Source organism: Polaromonas sp. (assembly GCF_031411155.1).
Classification (GTDB): domain Bacteria; phylum Pseudomonadota; class Gammaproteobacteria; order Burkholderiales; family Burkholderiaceae_C; genus Polaromonas.
On the sequence record NZ_JANOAL010000185.1, the window covers coordinates 1 to 17717 of the forward strand.

A 17717-nucleotide genomic window follows, 5' to 3' on the forward strand; every position below is an offset into this window, starting at 1 on the left:
GCCAGCCACAAGTTTTTGCAGGGCTGGGTCAATGACTACGTGGCTTGGGTGAAAAAACACGCTTGACGCCCGCTAGGCATCAAAAAAATAGTCTGTAGTACGGGCTATTTTTCAGTGGGCCGTGACGCCCAGCCAGCCATCGAGCAGGGCGCGGTCATTCAGCAGGGTCTCGCTGCTGCCTTGGTAAACGCCTTTGCCGCGCTCCAGCACTAGCGCCTGGCGGGTCAGTGGCAGGATTTGCCGCGCATGCTGCTCCACCAGAATGACCGCCATGCCACTCTCCTCGGTCAGCTTCTGGATGATAGCCAGCAACTCCTGAACGATCAGCGGTGCCAGGCCTTCCAGCGGCTCGTCAAGCAACAGCAATTTGGGGTTGAGCATCAGGGCCCGCCCTATGGCCAGCATCTGCTGTTCGCCGCCTGAAAGCTGGTTGCCCATGTTGCCCCGCCGCTCGTTCAGACGCGGGAACATTTCGAAAACTTTTTTCAGGTTCCAGGGGCCGAGGCTGGCCACGACCGTCAGGTTCTCCTGGACCGTCAACGACGGGAAGATGTCCCGTTCCTGTGGCACCCAGCCCAGCCCCAGATGGGCCCGCGCATGGGCCGGCACGCTGGCCAGGTCCTGACCGGCAAAACGCATGACCCCGGAGCGGTAGCTGGCCGCGCCCATCAGGGTGGAGAGCAGCGTCGTCTTGCCCATGCCATTGCGGCCGAGCAAGGAAAGGCTGTCGCCCTCATTCAGGGTGAAGGAAATATCCTCCAGCACCACGGCCTCGCCGTAGCCGGCCCATACTTTTTCAAGACGCAACAGCTCAGTCATGGACGGCCTCCCCCAAATAAACTTCTTTCACCTGGGGGTCGTTGGCGATGGCCTGCGGCGTCCCCTGGGTCAACAGCGCGCCATTAACCAGCACCGAAATCTGGTCGGCGAAGCGGAAAACCAGATCCATGTCGTGCTCTATCAGCAAAATGGTCACGTCGCGCGGCAGCGCGGCGATGGACTCAAACAGTTCCCGGCTTTCGCTGGTGGGCACACCGGCCGCCGGCTCGTCCAGCAGCAACACCCGTGGCTTGGCCGCCAGCGCCAGCGCTATTTCGATCAGGCGCTGCTTGCCATAGGCCAGGTTGCGGGTTTTTTCATGGGCCACGTCGAGCAGTCGCAGGGTGCCCAGCAAGGTGGCGGCTTCGTCCACCGATTGGGCATAGGCCCCCACCGGCTTCCAGAACCTGGCCCCCAGGCCCAGGCGCTCATTGACCGCCATGACCACCGATTCGAGCACGGTCAGGTCGGCAAACAGCCGGTTGATCTGGAAGGTGCGTGCCAGACCGCGCTTGACGCGTTTGTGCTGGCTGAGATGGGTCAAGTCATGGCCCTGAAAGATGACCTGTCCACTGGTCGGCTCCAGAAAACCCGTCAACAGGTTGATCAGCGTGGTTTTGCCGGCGCCGTTCGGGCCAATCAGGGCATGGCGCGCCCCGGCCTCCACATTCAGGCTGACATCGTTGGTAACCACGAAGCCGCCGAATTTCTTCACCAGGTTTTTGGTTTGCAGGGCGTAGCTCATGGTGCGGTCCCTCCCTTGACGCGGCTGATCAAACGCTCCAGACGGCGCAGGCCACCCATCACGCCATCGCGGGCGAACAGCACGATCAGAAGCAGCAGTGCGCCCAGCCAGAACTGCCAGTATTCGGGGTTCATGTCGGACAGCACATGGTGGGCCGACATGAAAACAATGGTGCCAATCACCGCGCCATAGAGGCAGCCGGAGCCGCCCAAAACAAGAATCAGCAGCAGTTCGGCGGACCGGTTGAAGGCCAGCACATCCAGGGCGACAAACTGGGTGGTCTGGGCCATCAGCGCACCCGCCACACCGGCATAAGCCGCACCCAGGGTGTAGACCGCAGACAGCCGGGCATTGACCGGCGCACCTATGGCCGGCATGCGTCCGACGTTGAGCCGTATGCCCTTGAGGCTCAGGCCAAAGGGGCTGTGCACCAGCTTGCGCGCCACCCAAAAAAGGATGAACAGGACCGCTATGGCATACCAGTAGGCGGTCTTGCCGACCAGGTCAAAGCGGAACTGGCCGAAGATGGGCTGCATTTCCATGCCCTGAAGGCCGTCCACGCCACCGGTGATGGCGGTGAGCTTGTTGGCCAACTCATACAGCATCATCGCGACGCCCAGCGTCACCATCAAGCGGGTCAGGTCGGCCCCGCGCAGCACCAGAAAGCTGGTGACAAAGCCCAGCAGGGCGCTGATGACTGCCGCTACGCCCAGGCCCATGAGGGGTTCGCCAAAACCATGGGCGGCCAGCAGACCGGCGACGTAGGCGCCGACCCCGAAGAAAGCGGCATGGCCGAGCGAGACGATGCCGGCGTAGCCGAGGATCAGATCCAGCGACAGGCAAAACAGGGCGGTGATGGCGATCTGGGTCAGCAACACCAGATTTTCCGGAAAGACGAAGTAGCCCAGCACCGGCAGCAGCCAGAACGCCAGCTCTGCCGGACGCCAGCGATCAGCCGCCTTGAGCGGCGACAGGTTGAGGGTGGGATGAGTCATGTTGATGTCCTTAACGGTACTTAACGCGTTGCACGGCGACCAAACAGGCCTTGCGGGCGCACCACCAGCATCACCACCATGACGGCGTAGATGAGGAAGGCGCCGACTTGCGGCACGTAGTATTTGCCGGCCACATCGACCACGCCCAGAATCAGCGAGGCCAGCAGCGAACCCGCGATGCTGCCGCTGCCGCCCACCGCCACCACGATCAAAAAGTAAACGATGTACTTGACCGGAAAGCTGGGATCCAGCCCGAGCATTTCCACGCCCATCGCGCCGCCGAGTCCGGCCAGCGCCGAGCCCAGCGCGAAGGTCAGCGTGAAGATGCGTTCGACGTTGATGCCGACGCCACGGGCGGCGCGCGGGTTGTCAACCGCCGCACGCAACTGGGCGCCAAAACGCGTGCCGCCGACCATGCGCTGCAGGCCCACCGCAATCGCCAGACTGACAACGATCAGGAACAGGCGATAAACGCCCATGTCCAGACCCGGCAGCTTGATCTGACCGCGCAAAAACTCGGGCAGGGTCAGCGGCTGCTGTTGGGCCCCGAAGAAGTAATGCGCCGCAGCAATCGACATGAAGACCAGGCTGATGGAAAACAGCACCTGGTCCAGGTGGGTCGCCGCATACAGGCGGCGGTACAGCGTGCGTTCCAGCAGCACGCCGACCGCAGCCGTCAGCAGGGCCGCCAGCGGCAATGACGCCAGAAAAGGCACGCCAAACCGGTTGAGCAGGGTGACGCAGACGTAACCACCGACCATGGCAAAAGCGCCATGGGCGAGGTTGACGAAATTCATCAGCCCGAGTGTGACCGAAAGGCCGACGCTGATCAGGAACAGCAGCATCCCCGAGGCGATGCCGTCAAATAGAACTGTCATGTTGATGACCTGTGTAGCTGTGGCAGCAGAGGTGGCTGCGCTTAGGGCTTGCCCGGATCTTTGAAGTTGGGGGTCTGCTCGGACTCGACGTTCTGCAGCTTGCCCGCCACCTTCTCGACCTTGCGGATGTAGATGGTTTGCACGATGTCGCGGGTCGCCGGATCAATGCTGATGGGGCCGCGTGGGCTGGTCCAGGCCATGCCCTTGGCCGCCGCGAGAAACTTGTCGCCGCTGGCGTCGCCACCGGTTTTCTCCAGCGTCTTGGCAATCAGCTGCATGCCGTCATAGCCGCTGACCGACATGAAGTTGGGCCGGTCTTTCGGGTAGGCCTTGTAATAGGCCTGGACGTAGGCCTTGTTTTCAGGCGAGTTGTGCGCCTCGGAGTAATGGAAGGAATTGACAATGCCCAAGGCGTTGTCGCCCACGCCTTCGAGCACATCCTCGTCCGTCAGGTCGCCGGTGGCGATGATGCGGATGCCCGCCTTGGCCAGATCGCGTTCGACGAAACCCTTCATGAAGGCGATGGTCTGCTCGCCGGGCGGCACAAACAAAAACACGGCTTCGGGCTTGGCATCCTTGATTTTCTGCAGGAAGGGCGCGAAGTCAGGGTTCTTCACCGGGGTGCGCACCTCGCCGACGATTTCGCCGCCTGCGGCTATAAAGGTTTTCTTGAACTGGGCTTCGGCGTCATGGCCGGGGCCAAAGTCTGCGACCAGGGTGTAGACCTTTTTGATTTTGTTTTTGACCGCCCAGCTGGCGACTGGCGCGGTGACCTGCGGCAGCGTGTGCGACACGCGCAGGATGTAATTGGATTTGGTCGTGATCGATGAGGTGGCCGCGTTCATGACGATCATCGGCGTTTTGGCTTCGGTCGCAATCGGCGCCACGGCGAAGGCCGAGGGCGTCAGACCGAAGCCGGCCAGCACATCGACCTTGTCCTTGACCAGCAGCTCCTGCGCTGCGCGCTTGCTGATCTCGGGCGCAACACCGGTGTCATCCTTGATGATCAGCTCGACCTTGCGGCCCGCAAATGAGCCGCCGGCTTGTGCCAGATAAAGCCGCGCACCGTGTTCGATCTGCTTGCCATAGGAGGCAAACGGGCCTGACATGGGCAGCACCAGACCGATTTTCAAAGGTTCAGCAGCGGATGCCAGCGTTGCGGCCAGGCTGAGGGCGCAGGCACCCAGGGTGGCCAGGCGGAGATTGAATTTTTTAACTTGCATGATTTGTCTCTTTCTTTCTTTAGTGGCAGGCAGGCAGGGAAGGCGGGGCGGGATTGCTCCGCCGGTTTGAAACTGTGGTTAACGATTGCTCAGACTATTTGGCGTCTGGCTGTGCGGCAGGGGCGGCGCGCCGGAAGGCGTCCAGTCCAGAGCAGGCCTGGTCGATGGCAACGATATTCGGAAACGGCGTCAGATCGAGCTTGAAACGACGGGCGCTTTCCACTTGCGCCACCAGATAGGCATCGGCCAAGGTCGGGGTGTTGCCGAAGCAGAAGGCACCGCGTTGTTTGTCGGCGGCCAGCATCGCTTCCAGCGCGTTGAACCCATCATTGATCCAGGTGGCGCACCAGGCGAGCACAGCGGCCTCATCGCCGCCCAGCGTCTTGCGCAGGTATTCCAGAATGCGGCGATTGTTGATGGGATGGATGTCGCAGCCAATGAGCGCCGCCATGGCCCGCACCCTGGCCCGGTCTTCCAGATCAGGGGGCAATAGCGGTGGCGTGGGATAGCGTTCTTCCAGCCACTCGATGATGGCAGGAGACTGTGTCAGCACCAGATCGCCCTCCACCAGCGCGGGCACCAGGCCCTGCGGGTTGAGCGCCTTGAACGCGGCGCCGAGATGTTCCTCGGTGCGCAGGTCAACCGCCACGTACTCGTAGGCTAAGCCCTTCAGGTTCAGCGCGATGCGCAGGCGGTGCGAAGTGCCACTGCGGAAAAAATTATGGAGTTGCATCATTGCGCCTTAAGTCAGCCTGCGGCCAGGCAGTTAGTGACATTCCAGCCGTACAACCACTCCATCGCGTCATAAAAACGCTCGGGCGTGCGGCCCTTCCACAGGTCGTTGCGGACCAGTCGCTCGACACCCTTGGCGTGGTAGATGCGACCCATCTCGCGGCTTGAGAGCACGATGCGGGCCGTGCGGGTAATGCGTGAACGCTGGTACAGGTCAAACGCCTTGATGAAGTCGTTGTTGTTGACCCGCAGCGCTTCGCCCAGCGTCACACCGTCTTCCATGGCCATGCAGGCGCCTTGTGCCAGGTACTGGGTCGTTGGGTGGGCCGCATCGCCTAACAGGGTGGTACGGCCAAAGCTCCACTGCGCAATGGGGTCCCGGTCGGCGGTGGCCCAGCGCTTCCAGCTCTTGGGCAGGTCAATCAACTGACGGGCTTGCGGGCAGAGGCCCTGGAAGTAGCTTTGCACTTCTTCGGCACTGCCTTCGCTCACCCCCCACTCTTCCTGGTTGCGGCTGTGAAAGGTCACCACCACGTTGTACTGCTCGCCGCCGCGCAGCGGGTAGTGCACCAGATGGCAGTTCGGGCCGACCCAGATACTGGCCGCGTTCCACTGCAGGTCCGCCGGGAAATCTGCTTTGTCGACCACGGCGCGGAAAACCACATGGCCCGTCACACGCGCCGGGTCACCCACGAATTGCTGGCGCACCACCGACTTCACGCCGTCGGCACCTATCAGCGCCACGCCGCGATGGGCTGTGCCGTGCTGGTCGTAAACCGTCACGCTGTCGGCGTCCTGCTCAATGCGATCAACCCGGGTCGAGGTCAGGAATTCGACGCGACCGGTTTCCTGCGCGCCTTCGAGCAACGACAGATGCACATCAGCGCGGTGGATCACCGCGTAAGGGTTGCCGAAGCGCTTGCGAAAAGCCTCGCCCGTCGGGATACGGCCGACCAGCGATCCGTCGAGCGCGTCATGCATCACCATCTCGTCGGTAAAAACCGCGCGGCTGCGTGCCTTGTCGCCTATGCCCAGGGCATCGAAGGCGTGGAAGGCATTGGGGCCAAGCTGGATGCCGGCACCGATTTCACCAATCTCGGGCGCCTGCTCCAGCACCTTGACGGTAAACCCCTGGCGCACCAGGGCCAGCGCGGTGGCCAGCCCCCCAATGCCGCCGCCGGCGACGATGACGGGAAGTTGCTGTGTCATTTCTTTGTCTCCTGGTTTCCGTGGGTTGCGATGTCGTGTGTTGCTTATTCCGCTGGGCCAATGGTGAGTGACACATCACCCACCTTGTCCACATGGCCGGTGATCGTGTCGCCCGACTTGACTGCGCCCACGCCTTCCGGTGTGCCGGTATAAATCAGGTCGCCCGGCTCCAGGTGATAAAACTGGGAGAGGTCGGCCAGCAGTTCCGGGATGTTCCAGATCAGCTGACTCAGATCCGAGGTCTGTTTGGTTTCGCCATTGACCTGCAGCTTGATGGCACCGCTGCTCAGCACGCCCAGATCACCCACGGGCACGATCTCGGCACACACGGCGGACTTCTCGAAATCCTTGCCCAGATCCCACGGGCGACCCTGATCACGGGCCACCAGTTGCAGGTCACGGCGCGTCATGTCGAGACCGGCGGCGTAACCGTAAATCAGGCGCGGGGCATCCGCTTCGCTGACCCGGAAACCCGAAGCGCCTATGGCGACCACCAGTTCCATCTCGAAATGGTAGTTGCTGGTGCCGGCCGGATATGGCACGGTAGCGCCTGACTCGACCAGGGTGGACGGTGACTTGGTGAAGTAAAAAGGCCTGGCCGTGCTCTTGTCCACCGGCCTACCCATCTCGACGGCGTGGGCGTGGTAGTTGCGGCCCACGCAGAAAATTCGGTTGATGGGAAAACGGGCAACAATGCCGCGCACCGGCAGCGAAGACAGCAGGGGAGGGGTCCAAAGGTAGTTGGTTTGTGTCATGGGGTGCTTTCTTGATATTTAGTTGCGAACTTCGTAGACGCCGAGCTTCTTTTGCAGCGGCGCGTCGTCCGCGATGAAAATAAAGGCGGGCTGATCGGCGGAGCGGTTGCTCAGGGTCACGGGCGTGTAGCCGGGGATGCAGCAGGTGTCGGCTTCGACCAGGCTGAACTGCTGGCCCTCCAGGGCGACATCGGCGCCGCCCTCGATCTGGTGGAACACCATGGCCGTGGATCGGGCCGGCAGGGCCAGACGTTCGCCGGGGCGCAGCATCAAGGCTGAGAAACCCAGGATCTTCTGGCAGTCCGCCCCGGTTTCCGGGTTGACATAGGCCACCTGAACCGCCTCGATGGCTGGCTGGCTGGCCGCCAGTGCCTGCAGGGCCGCACGCACATCCACCCAGGGGTAGCGCAGCATCGGAAACGGCTGCTCGGCGCGGGTGAACACCGGCGCGGGCACCACGCCGCCGCGCTGGTAAGACTGATCAGCGGCCACGCCAGTGACCGTCTGCGCCTTGCCTTCGGTCACATAGGACGCCTCCATGTAATAGACCAGAGGCAAATCCAGCACGTCGAGCCAGACCACCGGCTTGTCGCCGTCGTGGCCATGCTCGTGCCAGAGTCCGGTCGGCGTCAGAATCAGGTCGCCCCGGCTCATGGTGCACTTTTCGCCATCCACGGTGGTGTAAGCGCCTTCGCCCTCCACAATCATCCGCACCGCGTTCGGCGTATGCCGGTGGGCCGGCGCCCATTCGCCTGGCAGCAGCAACTGCATGCCCAGGTAAATGGTCGATGAGGCCTGCATCTTTTCCAGGCCATGGCCCGGGTTGGCGAGCACCAGCACGCGGCGCTCCGCTTTTTCAATCGGCGTCAGCTCGCCGGCCTTGAGCAGCAGGGCGCGCAGGTCCTGGTAAGGCCAGCAGGTTGGACGCGTCCGCGGCATCGGCTTGCCGGGCGGCAACACGGCCCGCAGGCTGGGCCACAGGGGAACCAGGTTTTGCGCGGTCAGCGCAGCGCGGTATTCGTCCGGTAAATCTTCGAGTCGACCCAGTTCTTGCATAACGATTCCTTCTCCATCGGGTGTCAATTTTGCGATGGGGTGAATCGTAAAAGGCGGTCAACATGCTGTAAATGCAATGGCCTTAATATGTGGTATTCACAATTCGAATAGTGCCACCACCATGAACTCGATCGATATTCGCCTGCTGTCGGTATTTGATGAAATCTACAAGGCGCGCAGTGTGACCGGAGCTGCAACCGCACTCGACCTGGGTCAACCCGCCGTGAGCGTTGCGCTATCGAAGTTGCGCCACCATTTTGGGGATCAGCTTTTCGTACGCACGTCCACAGGCATGGAGCCGACGCCATTTGGCGAGGGGCTGGTCCGTCCCGTGCGCAGCGTTCTGGAAGCGCTCGACGTGGTGATGGGGCATCGCAATGACTTTGATCCGGTGTCGTCAGAGCGGACTTTTCGCATCTGCATGACCGACATCAGCCAACTGGTGCTCTTGCCCGAGCTGTGGGAAAAGATTCGTGTGACAGCGCCCCACATTCACATCGAAATCATTCCACTCTCAGATGACGTGGCACGTTTGCTGGAGAGCGGGGAGGCGGATCTGGCGTTGGGCTACATGCCGCAGCTGGAGGCGGGCTTCTACCAGACCGTCCTGTTCAAACAGAATTTTGTTTGCATGGTCAGTGCGCAGCACCCGCGGATTGTTGACGGACTCACCCGGCAACAATTTGAAGCGGAGGACCACGCCGTCATCAGCTCTTCCGGCCCCGCGCCCTTGATCATCGACCAGGAACTCGCGAGCATGGGGCTCAAACGTCGCATCTCCATCAAAATCCCCAACTATATTGGGGCGGCGCTGGTGGTCGAACACACCGACCTGATCATCACCATTCCCGAACGCCTGGGCCATGTGCTGCATGGCCGTGGCGCGCTGCGCACTTTCCCCGTCCCATTTCCGCTGCCGGCCTATGAGGTCAAGCAACACTGGCACGAGCGCTACCACAACGACCCGGGCACCAAATGGTTGCGCCGTGTCATCGCCGACCTGCTTTCTGAATCGAGTTGAAAGCCACCAGCGCAGCCATGCGCGGATGCGCCTTTCATTTTTCGGGCGGGCTTGAAGCGCTGGCACCTGACGCAAGAAAGCCCGCAGTTGCGGGCTTTCTTGGGGGCGCTGAAAAACTTCAGGCTGCCACAGTGACTTGCGGCTGGTTGGCCGCAGTCCGGGTTTGCGCGGTGATTTCAAGCTCGGCGGCGGCCAGTGCGTCAGCCTTGGCCGCTTCGCCCATGGCCAGGCCTTCGGCGCGCACAAAGCGCACGTCGGTGATGCCAAAAAAGCCGAACACGGTCTGCAAATAGCTTTCCTGGTGCTCCATGTCCTTGCCGGCATCGCTGGTCGAATAGACGCCGCCACGGGTCGAGGCCACGATCACGGTTTTGCCGCCGGCCAGGCCGACCGGGCCTTTTTCGGTGTATTTGAAGGTGCGGCCGACCTGCGCCACCCGGTCAATCCAGGCCTTGAGCTGGCTCGGAATGGCAAAGTTGTACAGCGGCGCGCCGACCACGATCACGTCGGCCGCCAGAAACTGCGCGACCAGCGCTTCCGACACGGCGTTTTCGCGCTGCTGCACGGCGCTCAGGTCGGTGCCGGCGGGCAGGCGAAAGCCCAGCGACTCGGCCGACAGGTGGCTGGGGGTGTCAGCCGCCAGGTCCAGGTAGCTGACCTCGACGCCAGGGTGGCTGGCGCGCCAGGAGGCCACGATCTGGGCCGTGAGCTGGCGCGAAACCGAGTTGCCGCCAAGAATGCTGGAGTCGATGTGAAGAAGCTTGCTCATGGTGAAATCCTTAAATTGAGGGAATCGGAGGGATGGCTTGGCGTGTACCTCATCGCTTGCCATGGGATAGATTGTGCCGGTGATGCGATTGCTTGATAAGTTGGCAAAATCGCGATAGATTGTCCTGCCCGTAGGACAATTTGACACACAAGGAGGACGCCCGATGCTGGACCTGAACGACATGCTGTATTTCGCCGAAGTGGCCGAGCGCGGCGGTTTTGCCGCTGCCGGGCGGGCGCTGGGCCTGCCCAAGTCACGCCTGTCGCGCCGTGTGGCCGAACTCGAAGCGCGGCTGGGGGTGCGCCTGCTGCAGCGCACCACGCGCAAGCTATCGCTGACCGAGGCCGGTGAAATCTACCTGCGCCACTGCAGCGCCATGCGCGACGAGGCGCTGGCCGCCGCCGAGGCGGTGGCCCACATGCAGGTGGAGCCGCGCGGCACCCTGCGCATTGCCTGCCCGGTCACGCTGGCGCAGGGCACGCTGGGCTATTTGATTCCGCGCTACATGGCGCTGTACCCGCAGGTCAGGGTGGACATGCGGGTGACCAACCGGGTGGTGGACCTGGTGGAAGAGGGCCTCGACATTGCGCTGCGGGTGCGGCCCACGCTGGACGACAGCGGCAGCCTGGTGGTCAAGCAACTGGGCGCCACCTGCGGCCATTTGCTGGCCAGCCCCGGGCAACTGCGCCGGCAGGGCGCGCCCGCCACGCCGCAAGACCTGGCCAGTCTTGACACGGTCGCCATGTCGTCAAGCGACGGTCGCAGCGCCTGGGTGCTGGTGGGGCCCGAGGGCCAGGAATTTGAGTTTGCGCATCAGCCGCGCTACGTGGCCGATGACCTGCAAACGCTGAAGCTGGCGGTGCTGGCCGGCACCGGCATCAGCTTTTTGCCCGACATGGTGAGCAAAGCCGAGCAGCAGGCCCAGCTTTTGGTGCCGGTGCTGCCGGGCTGGTCGCTGCGGCCGCGCATGGTGCACGCGGTGTTCCCGTCGCGCCGCGGCCAGGTGCCGGCCGTGCGCAGCTTTCTGGACTTCATGGGCGCGCACATGCAAGGGGAAGAGCTGGTCTGAGGCTGGATCAATTGCTGTTTTTTTGATTGCCGCCACCGCCCGGCATTTTTGTCAGGCACGGCCCGCAGGAGCCTGTTGAAACTAGAGTATCAAAAGCGTATGATTTAATCCTACTTGCCTCAACGAAAGCCCATCATGCGCACGACCCAGCAATTGAGTATCACGCTCCCAAATGAGATGGCAGGTCTTGTGAAAGCCAAAGTCGCAACTGGTGCCTACGCAACTGAAAGCGAAGTGATACGGGACGGTTTGCGCGCCCTGATGGCCCGCGACCGAGCCATGGAGAACTGGCTTCACCAGCAAGTAGGCCCCGCCTATGACGCCCTGAAAGCTGACCCGTCGCGAGCTGTCACCGCTGACCAGGTTCGAAAAAGGCTTGCCGCCGAACACAAAAAGTGGGCTTCCGACGGATACCATTCTTGCGCGTAGTTGATGGGCCAGGCAGTATCCGAGGAGCTGCACTCCCTGATGGTGTGCACTCAACCCGGATAAGTGCACACCATGGAAGCTCCCCAAAATCCTGCCAAAACCACCCAACGCAGACACAGCACGGCATTCAAACGCAAGCTTGTGAGGCTGGCCGCATGGCCAAGGCCCCTCAGTTCGCCATCGGCGACATCGTGGGCCAGTCCATGCTGGCGCACAAGGCGGTGCATGAAGCGCATGTGGCTGCGGAAGTGATTGCCGGTGAACTGCAAGGCATCAAGGTCAAAAAAGGCCTGTTCCCGTGGACGGCCTAGGGCCGCGCCATTGCCAACGGCCGCGATGAAGGCTTCACCAAGCTGCTGTTTGACGAGTCCCCCGAAGCGCATGGCCACGGCAAGATTCTGGGTGGCGGCATCGTCGGTACCCATGCCGGCGACATGATTGGCGAGATTGCGCTGGCGATTGAGATGGGCGCCGACGCGGTGGACATCGGCAAGACCATTCACGCACACCCGACGCTGGGCGAAAGCATCGGCATGGCGGCTGAGGTGGCGCACGGCAGCTGTACGGATTTGCCACCGGCGCGCAAGTAAACACGCGGCAAGCTACTTGCAAAGGCCCGGACCTTCACAGGTCCGGGCTTTGTGCCGTCTGCGCCGCAGGTACACAACAACTTTGGTTTTCACGACAGCATCGGGATACGATACTTGGACGGGACGCTTGGATTTCCTATCTGCGGAAGGACCGGATTCATGGAGTTGCTGCCGACTGTTGTTTTTCGCTTTGCCGACGCAGAGTTCGAGCAGTTGAGCGGAACGCTGCGAACAGCGGGCCTTGAACGGCGTTTGCGTCCACAAACTGCGGCCGTGCTGACGCAACTGCTGGAACACGCCGGGCACCTCCTGACCCATGACAAACTGACCCAATCGGTGTGGGGCGAAACTGTCGTCACTGACAACTCCCTGGCGCAGTGCATTTCGGAGATACGTGGCATGCTCGGGCCAGCGCACGGTCATGTGATTGAAACCGTGGCCCGGCGCGGCTATATCGTCCGGGTGACTGTGGTTCGTGACGTGTTGGGAGCGCAGCTGCCGGGCTCCCTGGCGTTGGGGGGCGATGGCCAAGCGGCTGCCGCTGCAACGCGTCAAGGCGCTACTCCCGATAGCCACGACGGGCCAAAAGACATCAAGTCAAAGCGCTGGCTGCTCGCTGGCGCAGCTGCCCTCGGGATCTTGCTCAGTGCGGCCCTTTGGCTGGGCCTGCAACTTGTCCCTCATTCCGAACCGGTGCGCCTCTCGCTGGCCGTTCTGCCGTTCCAGAGCCGTGCCGCCGCGTCTGACCAGGCCTGGTTTGCCGAAAATGTGGGCGAAGACCTCACCACCAACCTGTCCCGAATCCCTGGCTCCCACGTCATTGCCCGCGTCTCCACCCAGGCCTACTCGGCCGCTGGCACCGATGTGCGCAGGGTCGGGCGCGAGTTGGGCGTGCGCTACCTGGTCGCTGGAAGCGTCGACCGGGAAGGCGATCAGGTGACGATGAACCTCTACCTGGCCGACACCGACAGTGGCGCCATCCGGTGGACTGAGCGCTTCGATACCAAGCTGGCCGATCTGCACGTCGCCGAGCGGCAGGTGGCAGACCGCGTCGCCAACACCCTGCACGTTCGGCTGGTGGCGGCAGAGGCACAGCGCATTGAAAGCCATCCAGAACGCAATCCGGCAGCTAATGAGTTAGCCCTGGAAGCCTGGGCCGCCTGGAACCGCGGCTCACCCGCCGATGTGGCACGCGCCAAGGAACTCGCCAAGAAGGCGTTGCTACTGGATGACCGTTCGGTGCTCGCCTGGAAAACCATGGCCAGCTGGCATCTGCGCGCCAGAATCAGCCAGACGATTCCCGCCGAGGCAGCCATCGCCGGCGCTGAAGCCGCAGCGCGGCGTGCCATGGAAATCGACCCCAACCATCCCCTGGTGCACACGGTGTATGGCGCGGCACTGGCCTTGCGCGGCCGGCATGAAGAAGCGCAGCAGGCGCTGGAACATGAAATCGCCACCAACCCCTCGCACCCGGTAGCCTATTACTACCTCGGCCTGTCGCACCTGATGCGGGGGCAAGACAGGGAGGCCATCGCGCTTTACCAACGTGCGCTGGCCATCAGTCCACGCGACCCGCGCATGTCACGCTTCCAGCGCTATCTGGCCCTGGCGTACCTGCACGATGGCGACCTGCCATCGTCCGTGGCGCACGCCAAAGCCGCGACCCAGGTGCCCCTGGTTGACCGGACCGCCTGGGCCATGCTGGCTTCCGTCTGCGCACTGGCGGGTGACCAGCCCTGCGCGCAGGCTGCAGCGACCAAGCTACTGCAGCTTTGGCCAGCCTTCACCGTCGCCCAGGGCGAGTCCGAGTGGCCACCGGCGCGGCCTGAATTCACCGCCCGGCACGCCGAATACCTGCGCGGCCTGAAGCTGGCCGGGCTGCCGGAAAAGGCCCCGCAACCTTGAGGCCACGCCTTCCCTGCTAGCACTACTTTTTAGGCGCGTTGGCCGGGTCAACGAAGCGGGTTGCGGTCGGTCCACCTCCCACGATTTGAACGACCACATCATCTTCCTTGATCTGGGAGAAATGGTTTACATTGGCCGGCTCGGTATAAAAGCTCCCCGCTGGCAGCGCCTTGAGTTTCGCCGGATCGAACTTGTCGCCGTAGCCCACGTACCAGGTGCCTGAAATGATGGTGTAGGCCCGGGCTTCCGGATGGGAATGAGCCTGCGAAATGCTGTTGGCAGGAAACTTGACCCGCTCGACATACGGCCCGGGTTTGCTGGAGTCGCCAATCAAGGCGGCAATCTCGTGTCCGGGGACCCGTCCCGGTTTCCATGTCAGTTCCTCGGTGGTTATTCTGACGGCGCCCTCAGGCAGCTCATCCGCGGCATAGGCGCCCAATAGGGTCAGGCTGAGCGCCAGACCCGCAGCCCAGGTGACAAGCTTTGTGGCTCCGGTGTCTGACTTGATTGATGAAAGAGCCCGATTCTTTTTGATCTGGCCGTCGATCTGAACTTCTGACAGTTTGTACATGGTGTCCTCCTGGTAAAGGCTGGTTAAAGAAAAATTCGGCACGCAAAGTGGTGCAAAAAAGTATGCTTGCGAGCCAGGCAGAAGTCTTGAAAATGGGCTGAAAGAAGCGTGAATTGCGCTGAATTCAGACGCTGGATCAGGGTGTCAACGTCGGAAATGATTCAACCCGCCTGAAAACCGCACACGGTTCATGGTGACTCCTTGGTGAATGGTCAAACGTTGCTGGAAGCCGCAACTCCTTCACTGTGGCCAACGTGGCCGGATAAGTCTTGAAGAAACCCTGAAATGGTCTGAAAACGCCTGAATTCGGTAAGGCGGTTTGGACCATGCCATGGCAGAACCAGCGACTTGTCGCCAAGCCCGGAAATGGCATTTTCAGCGGCCTTGGGTGCCAAAAACACCTGCGGCCCACTAACTGCGGGTACAACCAGCTATTGAATCAATAGCAAAGCGGCCGCCAGCCTGACTCGCGGAGTCTTGCGCAAACGAATTTTTCCAGTAGCCATCGGGGAGTTTGTGGCGCTGCATCGCGCCGGGTCTAGGCTGCTGTTGACAGCGGCCGGGCCAGCTTAGCGCCGGTTTTGTTCCTGCTCCATGAGCAGGCGCGCCTGGATGTCAGCCGCCGTGGGCTGGGACTGGCGGAAAGGCAGGGCCTCGCGCGCCTGGGCGGCGACGCGGCGGGCGCCGTCAAACCGGCTTTGCCAGTAGCTGACGGTCATGCTCTCAACCCGCACTTCGGCGCCGGGTTTGGGCGAGTGGATGAACTTGCCGTCGCCGACGTAAATGCCGACATGGCTGAAGGTGCGCCTCAGGGTGTTGAAAAACACCAGGTCGCCGGGCTGCAGATCATTTTTGTCGATGCTCTGGGTGGCCGCAGCCTGTTGCTCGGCGCGGCGCGGCAGCAGCAGGCCCACGCTTTGCTCGTAGATGGCGCGGACAAAGCCGCTGCAGTCAAAACCGGTTTCGGCGGTGTTGCCGCCGCGCCTGTAGGGCACGCCCAAAAAGCCCATGGCGTTGACCACCAGCTCGGACGCCTTGTGGCTGACGTTTTGGCGAACCTGGTCAATTTGCGTCAGCAGGCCTTTGTCGGCCAGCAGCTTGTCCATGTCGTCGCCGGTGTTGCCTGGCGCTGCCTGGGCGCTGAGGGCCAGCAACGCGGCAGAGGCAATGACGAGGGCAGGGGCATTCATTCGCATGGTCGCTAGGATACTTGAAAGAATCGTCCTACGTCAATTTATGTTGTTTCTAGATTGATATTTCAAGCCATTGATTTGTAAAGCTTAATTCGGGTCTTGACATTGCGCGAAAGCAGTCATGGCGGGTTTCTGGCTAAACGCTGCAGGGCACGCCCCGGATGATCGCCATTGGGCAGACGGCCGGGAGCCGGCAAATGGGGGCCTGACGTGGGATATTTGCCGGCTGGAAGCCATGAAACGTCAAGCCGCCGGCCGGCGAAGCCATTTAAGGAGCCAAATATGCCGCTAGCCCATATACAACGTGCGCAGTCAGCTATTGTTTTAATAGCGTTTTGCCTGCTGGGCCACGCCGCCCAGGCGCAATCGGTACGGCCGCAAACCGTGGCCAGCGGGCTGCAAAATCCCTGGGCCGTGGCGTTTTTGCCGGAGGGCCGTTTTCTGGTCACCGAGCGGCCGGGCCGGCTCCGGGTGGTGCAGGCCGACGGCAAGCTGGGCGCGCCGGTGGCCGGGCTGCCCGACATTGCCGCGGGCGGGCAGGGCGGGCTACTCGATGTGTTGCTCGACAGCGACTTTGCGCGCAACCGCAGCCTGTATTTCTGCTTTTCCGAGCCGGCGGCCAGCGGCAGCGGCAACAGCACGGCGCTGGCCCGCGCCACGCTGAGCGCCGACGAGTCGCGGCTGGAAGGGGTGAAAGTCATCTTCAGCCAGAAGCCCAAATTTGCCAGCAGCGCCCACTTCGGCTGCCGCATCGTGGAAAGCCGCGGCCCGGGCGCGAACGGGGCTTCTGGCGGCCAGCCCGATGGCATGCTGTTTTTGACGCTGGGCGAGCGTTTTTCGCGCAAGGAAGATGCGCAGACGCTGGACAACCACCACGGCAAGGTGGTGCGCATCAACAAGGACGGCACGGTGCCCAATAGCAACCCGTTTGTCGGCAAGGCCGGTGCCCTGCCCGAGATCTGGAGCTACGGCCATCGCAACGCCCAGGGCGCCACGCTGGCGCCCGACGGCAGGTTCTGGATGCACGAACACGGGCCGCAGGGCGGCGACGAAATCAACATCCCGAAGGCGGGGGCCAACTACGGCTGGCCGGTGATTACCTATGGTGAAAACTATGGCGGCGGCAAGATAGGCGAAGGCCTGAGCAGCAAAGCCGGCATGGAGCAACCGCTGCATTACTGGGTGCCCTCGATTGCGCCCTCGGGTATGGCTTTTTTGACCAGCGAGCGCTACGGCAAGGCCTGGCAGGGCAATCTGTTTGTCGGTTCGCTCAAGTTTTCCTACCTGGACCGGATTGAACTGGCTGCGCCCTACAGCGGCAAGGTGGTTCGCGAAAGCAAACTTCTGGCCGAGCTAGGGGAACGCATTCGCGACGTCCGGCAGGGCCCCGATGGCCTGCTTTACGTGCTGACCGACAGCAGCAATGGCAAGCTGATCCGTCTGCTGCCCGGTGTTTAGCGCTTCCTTAGCGCCTCAATGGACGACCCAGGCGGGTCGTGGATGGCAGGCTAGCTCGGTGGACTGCTGCACGCCGTAAACACCGCGGGCAGTTTTTTGGGCGCCGTGATGCGCAGTTGCTTGTTGACGCTTTCCTGGCCAAACACCACTTCGATATTGCCGACCGGTACGCCGAACAGCGGCGCCAGAAAGCGCAGCATGTGGTCGGTCGCCTTGCCCGCCACCGGGGCTGCCGTGACGCTGATCTTGAGTTGCGAGCCCCTGGGTTTGCCGATCGCGTCGCGCCCGGCGCCCGGTTTG

At 62.3% G+C, this 17717-nt stretch carries 18 protein-coding genes and 1 pseudogene; 6 read left to right on the forward strand and 13 right to left on the reverse strand.

The window, feature by feature from the left end; all coding sequences use genetic code 11:
• Nucleotides 1-111: 111 nt before the first annotated feature.
• The 9 genes from RMO23_RS11730 to RMO23_RS11770 all read right to left on the reverse strand — a co-directional run bounded on the left by RMO23_RS11730 (nt 112) and on the right by RMO23_RS11770 (nt 8412).
• Nucleotides 112-819, reverse strand: coding sequence for an ABC transporter ATP-binding protein (locus RMO23_RS11730; protein WP_309681664.1), 708 nt, complete (start codon nt 817-819; stop codon nt 112-114).
• Entirely contained in the window at nt 812-1564 is a 753-nt protein-coding gene (locus RMO23_RS11735) for an ABC transporter ATP-binding protein (RefSeq protein ID WP_309681666.1), read from the reverse strand. Before RMO23_RS11735 ends, RMO23_RS11730 begins: the two co-directional genes overlap by 8 nt.
• A complete protein-coding gene (locus RMO23_RS11740; RefSeq protein ID WP_309681668.1) occupies nt 1561-2559 on the reverse strand; it encodes a branched-chain amino acid ABC transporter permease in 999 nt (332 codons plus the stop codon). Before RMO23_RS11740 ends, RMO23_RS11735 begins: the two co-directional genes overlap by 4 nt.
• 20 nt (nt 2560-2579) lie before the next feature.
• Nucleotides 2580-3437, reverse strand: a complete 858-nt coding sequence (locus tag RMO23_RS11745; RefSeq protein WP_309681670.1) for a branched-chain amino acid ABC transporter permease — start codon at nt 3435-3437, stop codon at nt 2580-2582.
• A 41-nt stretch (nt 3438-3478) separates the two neighbouring features.
• On the reverse strand, nt 3479-4660 hold the full coding sequence (locus RMO23_RS11750; protein ID WP_309681672.1) for an ABC transporter substrate-binding protein: 1182 nt from the start codon (nt 4658-4660) through the stop codon (nt 3479-3481).
• A gap of 94 nt (nt 4661-4754) precedes the next feature.
• Entirely contained in the window at nt 4755-5393 is a 639-nt protein-coding gene (gene maiA / locus RMO23_RS11755) for a maleylacetoacetate isomerase (RefSeq protein WP_309681674.1), read from the reverse strand.
• Between the two features lie 14 nt (nt 5394-5407).
• Nucleotides 5408-6601 carry a 3-hydroxybenzoate 6-monooxygenase gene (locus tag RMO23_RS11760; RefSeq protein WP_309681676.1) on the reverse strand — a complete coding sequence of 398 codons (1194 nt, stop codon included), beginning with the start codon at nt 6599-6601 and terminating at the stop codon, nt 5408-5410.
• Between the two features lie 44 nt (nt 6602-6645).
• Nucleotides 6646-7356 (reverse strand): fumarylacetoacetate hydrolase family protein, encoded by a 711-nt coding sequence (locus tag RMO23_RS11765; RefSeq protein ID WP_309681678.1) that lies wholly within the window; start codon nt 7354-7356, stop codon nt 6646-6648.
• A gap of 18 nt (nt 7357-7374) precedes the next feature.
• Nucleotides 7375-8412: a cupin domain-containing protein gene (locus tag RMO23_RS11770; protein WP_309681680.1), complete on the reverse strand. Its 1038-nt coding sequence runs from the start codon at nt 8410-8412 to the stop codon at nt 7375-7377.
• Between the two features lie 121 nt (nt 8413-8533).
• On the opposite strand from RMO23_RS11770, the gene RMO23_RS11775 reads away from it, so the two are divergent.
• Complete coding sequence (locus tag RMO23_RS11775) at nt 8534-9433, forward strand: LysR family transcriptional regulator (RefSeq protein ID WP_309681682.1); 900 nt, start codon at nt 8534-8536, stop codon at nt 9431-9433.
• Between the two features lie 118 nt (nt 9434-9551).
• Here RMO23_RS11775 and RMO23_RS11780 read toward each other — a convergent pair whose 3' ends face one another.
• Nucleotides 9552-10202: an NAD(P)H-dependent oxidoreductase gene (locus RMO23_RS11780; protein ID WP_309681684.1), complete on the reverse strand. Its 651-nt coding sequence runs from the start codon at nt 10200-10202 to the stop codon at nt 9552-9554.
• A gap of 163 nt (nt 10203-10365) precedes the next feature.
• On the opposite strand from RMO23_RS11780, the gene RMO23_RS11785 reads away from it, so the two are divergent.
• From RMO23_RS11785 to RMO23_RS11800, 4 genes and pseudogenes are all read left to right on the forward strand, one after another.
• The gene (locus tag RMO23_RS11785; protein WP_309681686.1) at nt 10366-11271 is read left to right on the forward strand and encodes a LysR family transcriptional regulator; all 906 of its coding nucleotides are present in this window, start codon (nt 10366-10368) and stop codon (nt 11269-11271) included.
• Between the two features lie 135 nt (nt 11272-11406).
• The gene (locus RMO23_RS11790; RefSeq protein WP_309681688.1) at nt 11407-11700 is read left to right on the forward strand and encodes a type II toxin-antitoxin system ParD family antitoxin; all 294 of its coding nucleotides are present in this window, start codon (nt 11407-11409) and stop codon (nt 11698-11700) included.
• 173 nt (nt 11701-11873) lie between these two features.
• A pseudogene (locus RMO23_RS11795) lies at nt 11874-12290 on the forward strand (dihydrolipoyl dehydrogenase); the annotation flags it as partial.
• Nucleotides 12291-12404: 114 nt separating this feature from the next.
• A complete protein-coding gene (locus RMO23_RS11800) occupies nt 12405-14195 on the forward strand; it encodes a winged helix-turn-helix domain-containing protein (RefSeq protein WP_309681690.1) in 1791 nt (596 codons plus the stop codon).
• Nucleotides 14196-14217: 22 nt separating this feature from the next.
• Here the strand turns inward: RMO23_RS11800 and RMO23_RS11805 are convergent, their stop codons facing one another.
• Nucleotides 14218-14766: a cupin domain-containing protein gene (locus tag RMO23_RS11805; protein WP_309681692.1), complete on the reverse strand. Its 549-nt coding sequence runs from the start codon at nt 14764-14766 to the stop codon at nt 14218-14220.
• A 569-nt stretch (nt 14767-15335) separates the two neighbouring features.
• Complete coding sequence (locus tag RMO23_RS11810) at nt 15336-15962, reverse strand: C40 family peptidase (protein ID WP_309681694.1); 627 nt, start codon at nt 15960-15962, stop codon at nt 15336-15338.
• Between the two features lie 279 nt (nt 15963-16241).
• Between RMO23_RS11810 and RMO23_RS11815 the strand changes: the two genes are divergently transcribed.
• Entirely contained in the window at nt 16242-17417 is a 1176-nt protein-coding gene (locus RMO23_RS11815) for a PQQ-dependent sugar dehydrogenase (RefSeq protein ID WP_309681696.1), read from the forward strand.
• A 50-nt stretch (nt 17418-17467) separates the two neighbouring features.
• Here the strand turns inward: RMO23_RS11815 and RMO23_RS11820 are convergent.
• Nucleotides 17468-17717: DUF167 domain-containing protein (locus RMO23_RS11820; RefSeq protein ID WP_309681697.1), on the reverse strand; the 250-nt coding region annotated here is incomplete at its 5' end.

Excerpts from the sequence above, each read along its gene's own strand:
- RMO23_RS11765 (WP_309681678.1), bottom strand. The coding sequence starts at position 7,356 with ATGACACAAACCAACTACCTTTGGACCCCTCCCCTGCTGTCTTCGCTG.
- RMO23_RS11735 (WP_309681666.1), bottom strand. The coding sequence starts at position 1,564 with ATGAGCTACGCCCTGCAAACCAAAAACCTGGTGAAGAAATTCGGCGGC.
- RMO23_RS11810 (WP_309681694.1), bottom strand. The coding sequence starts at position 15,962 with ATGCGAATGAATGCCCCTGCCCTCGTCATTGCCTCTGCCGCGTTGCTG.
- RMO23_RS11790 (WP_309681688.1), top strand. The coding sequence starts at position 11,407 with ATGCGCACGACCCAGCAATTGAGTATCACGCTCCCAAATGAGATGGCA.
- RMO23_RS11770 (WP_309681680.1), bottom strand. The coding sequence starts at position 8,412 with ATGCAAGAACTGGGTCGACTCGAAGATTTACCGGACGAATACCGCGCT.
- RMO23_RS11780 (WP_309681684.1), bottom strand. The coding sequence starts at position 10,202 with ATGAGCAAGCTTCTTCACATCGACTCCAGCATTCTTGGCGGCAACTCG.
- RMO23_RS11775 (WP_309681682.1), top strand. The coding sequence starts at position 8,534 with ATGAACTCGATCGATATTCGCCTGCTGTCGGTATTTGATGAAATCTAC.
- RMO23_RS11745 (WP_309681670.1), bottom strand. The coding sequence starts at position 3,437 with ATGACAGTTCTATTTGACGGCATCGCCTCGGGGATGCTGCTGTTCCTG.
- maiA (WP_309681674.1), bottom strand. The coding sequence starts at position 5,393 with ATGCAACTCCATAATTTTTTCCGCAGTGGCACTTCGCACCGCCTGCGC.
- RMO23_RS11740 (WP_309681668.1), bottom strand. The coding sequence starts at position 2,559 with ATGACTCATCCCACCCTCAACCTGTCGCCGCTCAAGGCGGCTGATCGC.
- RMO23_RS11730 (WP_309681664.1), bottom strand. The coding sequence starts at position 819 with ATGACTGAGCTGTTGCGTCTTGAAAAAGTATGGGCCGGCTACGGCGAG.
- RMO23_RS11815 (WP_309681696.1), top strand. The coding sequence starts at position 16,242 with ATGCCGCTAGCCCATATACAACGTGCGCAGTCAGCTATTGTTTTAATA.
- RMO23_RS11785 (WP_309681686.1), top strand. The coding sequence starts at position 10,366 with ATGCTGGACCTGAACGACATGCTGTATTTCGCCGAAGTGGCCGAGCGC.
- RMO23_RS11750 (WP_309681672.1), bottom strand. The coding sequence starts at position 4,660 with ATGCAAGTTAAAAAATTCAATCTCCGCCTGGCCACCCTGGGTGCCTGC.
- RMO23_RS11805 (WP_309681692.1), bottom strand. The coding sequence starts at position 14,766 with ATGTACAAACTGTCAGAAGTTCAGATCGACGGCCAGATCAAAAAGAAT.
- RMO23_RS11760 (WP_309681676.1), bottom strand. The coding sequence starts at position 6,601 with ATGACACAGCAACTTCCCGTCATCGTCGCCGGCGGCGGCATTGGGGGG.